The organism is Streptomyces sp. KLMMK (genome assembly GCF_036961605.1).
Taxonomy (GTDB): domain Bacteria; phylum Actinomycetota; class Actinomycetes; order Streptomycetales; family Streptomycetaceae; genus Streptomyces; species Streptomyces telluris.
Window position 1 is genome coordinate 1 of sequence record NZ_JBAMDC010000551.1, and the last position, 3,425, is coordinate 3,425.

Sequence of the window (3,425 nt, forward strand, 5' to 3'; positions counted from 1 at the left end):
GTATCTGGGGCTTGTGCTCCACATCTTGCTATCTGTGTAGCTATGGCCCACGCTCACGGTCTCCGAATGATCTGTGGTATACGAAACGTGCCCTCCCCCTCCTCCCGTGACGGCCATGCCCCCAATACTTATAGAGACGTTCACGTCATAGCTATGCGTTTGCGAAACACTATCGGTTACGGAATCATTTAGGGTAGTCATCACAGAGTAATTCTGCATAGCCGACTGCTGACTACTACCATTCTCGATTCGGTTCGTGGAGAGCATTACCGGCTCAGCTTCCGCCAAGGCGGACACGAATCCCCATTTGACGTATTCATTGAGATAGTGACGGCAGTCATCTCCGTATTTGTTGCAATCACGGCCGCTCGCGTAAAGGCACTCAATGCACTGAGCATACTCATTAAAATCAGATACAGGGCGACACTCCGTTACCTTTTCCTTAACGAGTGACGCAATGAGCTCAGCTGCCTTACCTGTCGGAAGTTTCGCCTCGGCAAATTGCTGTGTTATTTTAATGATTCCCCTAGGGCGAGTCTCCTTATATTCTCCACCTTTTCGATTTGCCTGCCCGTGGGGCCCTGTAGACATGACATACGTCGGGTCGAGCGTGATATGCGATATAAACTTCGGGTCGGGTGGGAAATCTAGGGTTGTCATAATTTCACACCTTCCACTCTATTACTAATAGCGTACGGGGCATTGCTGCGTGGCTTCCAAATTCTCGAAGGTTCGGTGACTTACAGTAACTCCACAACTAGGCCCCGACACTGGCCTGTGATGGGCAACGCAGCACATCGGCCTCCGCTTCGTTTCCTACCAGTGGACGACAGGAATGCCTGTCATGCAACTTGGGAAGCAAACAACCTGCTGTGAAATCTGTTGCTGGCATTTACACGGAAAAGGTAAATTGCAACCTGCAATGTTGGAGGTTGGTCGAGCTTCGATGCGCACGGGAAATAAGGACTCTTGCAAGTTGATCCGCCTAGTGTTTCGAGATCGGATTGGTGTCGCCTGAAGTGCTTCGTCTCGTTGAGCCGGGCGGTAGATCTCTCCTGTGAACAGACGGCGGAATTGCGTACGTTGGCGACGGGTCGGCATGCGACAGCTGATGTGGCCCTGCGGGCCCGCATCGTGCTTATGGGCCGGCGAGGGACGTCGCCGAAGGACATCGCCGGGCTGGCCGACGTGTCGGCGCGGACGGGGGACCGTACCAAGACGTGGTACATGGAGGAGGGCATTGCGGGTCCGATGGAGAAGAAGCGCCGCGGCAGGAAGGCGCAGGCGCCACCGCGGACGCGTGGTCATGTGATCGCGTTGACGAGGATGACACCGCCCGCGAAAACGGTTCTCCGCCACGGAGCAGCGCACCCACGACTGCGTGCGGCACGGCACCACGAACCTGTTCGCCGCTCTGAACACTTCCACGGGTGACGTGCTCGGCTAGTGCAAGCCGAGCCGGAACGCGGCCAACTTCCTGGCCTTCCTGAAGAAGGCCGTGAAGCCGCACGCCGGAAAGGAGATCCACGTTGTCCTGGACACTGTCCACGCACAGCACCCCAGCGGTCAAGGAGTGGCTGGCGAAGAACCCTCACGTGCACTTCCACTTCACCCCCATCGGCTCCTTCTGGCTGAACCAGATCGAGATCTGGTTCGGGATCATCACCCGGCAGTCCATCCGCCGTGGCACGTTCTCCTGTCAACGTCCTCACGAGGTCCTGCTTGCTGAGCTCAATGCCGCGTCACGGCTGGACTGGTCGCGGTGGTCGATTCCTCCCACGTCAGGGCCCTAACGAGTTGGTGCGTGATAGCGGGAGAGGCGTCGTGCCAGGCAGGTGGCATGATCCGTGTGTGGTGATCATGGTTAATCGGATGGTGCTGGCGCATCGGCTGTTCATTGGGATCTCTCGAGAGCATCTCGCCTGTTTGGTCGAGGAGTTGGCCGTGCCGTGGCAGGCCGGACTCGAGAGCCGACGCCATGCCGCGCGAGGAGGAGCCCGGAAGCGCGCCGAGGGTGCCGGCGCACGCCACCGGCTGGTGTTCGTCGACCGGCTGGTGGCCACGCTGATCCATCTGCGGCACGACCTGCCGCATTCAGTGCCCGTCCTACGTTTTAGGGGCGGGCTCGGGCCGGTCATTTGTAGGATCGGTGGGGCCCGGGGCTCCGGGTATGGCTCAGTGCCCGTCGCCGTCGGATGGCTCCAGAAACTTGGCCGCCCGGAGCCCGCGACGACTCGACCGCTGATTGGGATACGCGACGTGATCGCTTCGTAGGACGGTGCCGGCGAGGTCGTCTGCAGGGTGAACGTGACGACGATCAGGCGGAGGTGACCGTGCCCGAGATCTGGGCCGGGTTAGACATCGGCAAGGAACACCACCACTGGTGCGACCTGCAAAGCCTCTCCGCATGAGCGGATGACAGAAGGGAGATACGTCAACCTCGGCGAGTGATCAATGCCGATCCCCGCCTCTGGGTGCGTCACTCGTAAGGGTGGGGTGCCGAGCCGGAGGAAACGCCCAAGAGAGTGCAGACCACCAGAACTCCACAGGCAAGGGGAAGACCGGACGGGAAAGCGAGAGCGAACTCTTGTACTTACGATTCGTGAGGTGTAACCGCGTGGTGGAAGCAGTCGGCGCGGTAAAGGACCCGACGCTGAGAGGCGTCACATGCTCCCGCAGTCAGTGAAATCGGGAGGAGGTCACCGTGGTCCCGGATCAGAGAGAGTTCCCAACCCGGTCGTATCTCATGAGAGAGGAACAGGGAAACCCCGTAGCGGTCCCAATGGGTAGGCCGGAGGCAACGAAGGCATAACTCCACTGCGGGAACAGGATGACCCGAGAAGCCAACGCCACCGGAGCGAAAGCTCAGAGGAAACGCCGGACATCAGGCAGTCTCCATGCCTCCGGCCATAACTCGGTGGATACCAGGAAAACCTGGGCCCGAAAGGGAGCCCACGCGGGTCAGGTAGGTCGTTGAAGAATAGCTGGGAACAGCCCCAACCTGGGCGCAAGTTAGGCAAGGAGGACCCTTGAACGAGGCAGTGCTGAGTGATGGAGCCTCCCGGAACGGAACCCAGGACGCAGATACCTCATGGCACAGTACAGACTGGGCCAAGGTAGAACGAGACGTCAGGCGACTTCGCCAGCGAATCTTCAAGGCCGCGCAGGAGGGGGACCATAAGAAGGTCCGTAACCTCCAAAAGCTCATGCTGCGTTCTCATTCCAACACGCTCCAGAGCGTCCGTCGTGTGACGCAACAGAGCCCTGGAAGGAGGACCGCCGGCGTCGACAACTATCGGGCACTGACTCCAGAGGATCGAGGGCGCCTTGCCCTGGAGTTCTCCGAGGGGAAGTCTCGGAGTCCGAAGCCGGTGAAGCGTGTGTACATTCCCAAGGCTAACGGGAAGAGACGCCCACTTGGTATC

At 59.4% G+C, this 3,425-nt stretch carries 4 protein-coding genes and 1 pseudogene; 4 read left to right on the forward strand and 1 reads right to left on the reverse strand.

Going from position 1 to position 3,425, the window contains the following annotated elements:
* The coding region (locus V7793_RS35365) for a hypothetical protein (RefSeq protein ID WP_336013782.1) at positions 1 to 660 on the reverse strand (660 nt) is incomplete at its 3' end.
* Between the two features lie 453 nt (positions 661 to 1,113).
* On the opposite strand from V7793_RS35365, the gene V7793_RS38325 reads away from it, so the two are divergent.
* From V7793_RS38325 to V7793_RS35380, 4 genes and pseudogenes are all read left to right on the forward strand, one after another.
* Positions 1,114 to 1,434 carry a helix-turn-helix domain-containing protein gene (locus V7793_RS38325; protein WP_443058070.1) on the forward strand — a complete coding sequence of 107 codons (321 nt, stop codon included), beginning with the start codon at positions 1,114 to 1,116 and terminating at the stop codon, positions 1,432 to 1,434.
* Positions 1,435 to 1,529: 95 nt separating this feature from the next.
* Positions 1,530 to 1,793: a transposase gene (locus V7793_RS35370; RefSeq protein WP_336013783.1), complete on the forward strand. Its 264-nt coding sequence runs from the start codon at positions 1,530 to 1,532 to the stop codon at positions 1,791 to 1,793.
* A gap of 67 nt (positions 1,794 to 1,860) precedes the next feature.
* Positions 1,861 to 2,100, forward strand: a pseudogene (locus V7793_RS35375) (transposase family protein); the annotation flags it as partial.
* Between the two features lie 941 nt (positions 2,101 to 3,041).
* Positions 3,042 to 3,425: reverse transcriptase N-terminal domain-containing protein (locus V7793_RS35380; RefSeq protein ID WP_443058071.1), on the forward strand; the 384-nt coding region annotated here is incomplete at its 3' end.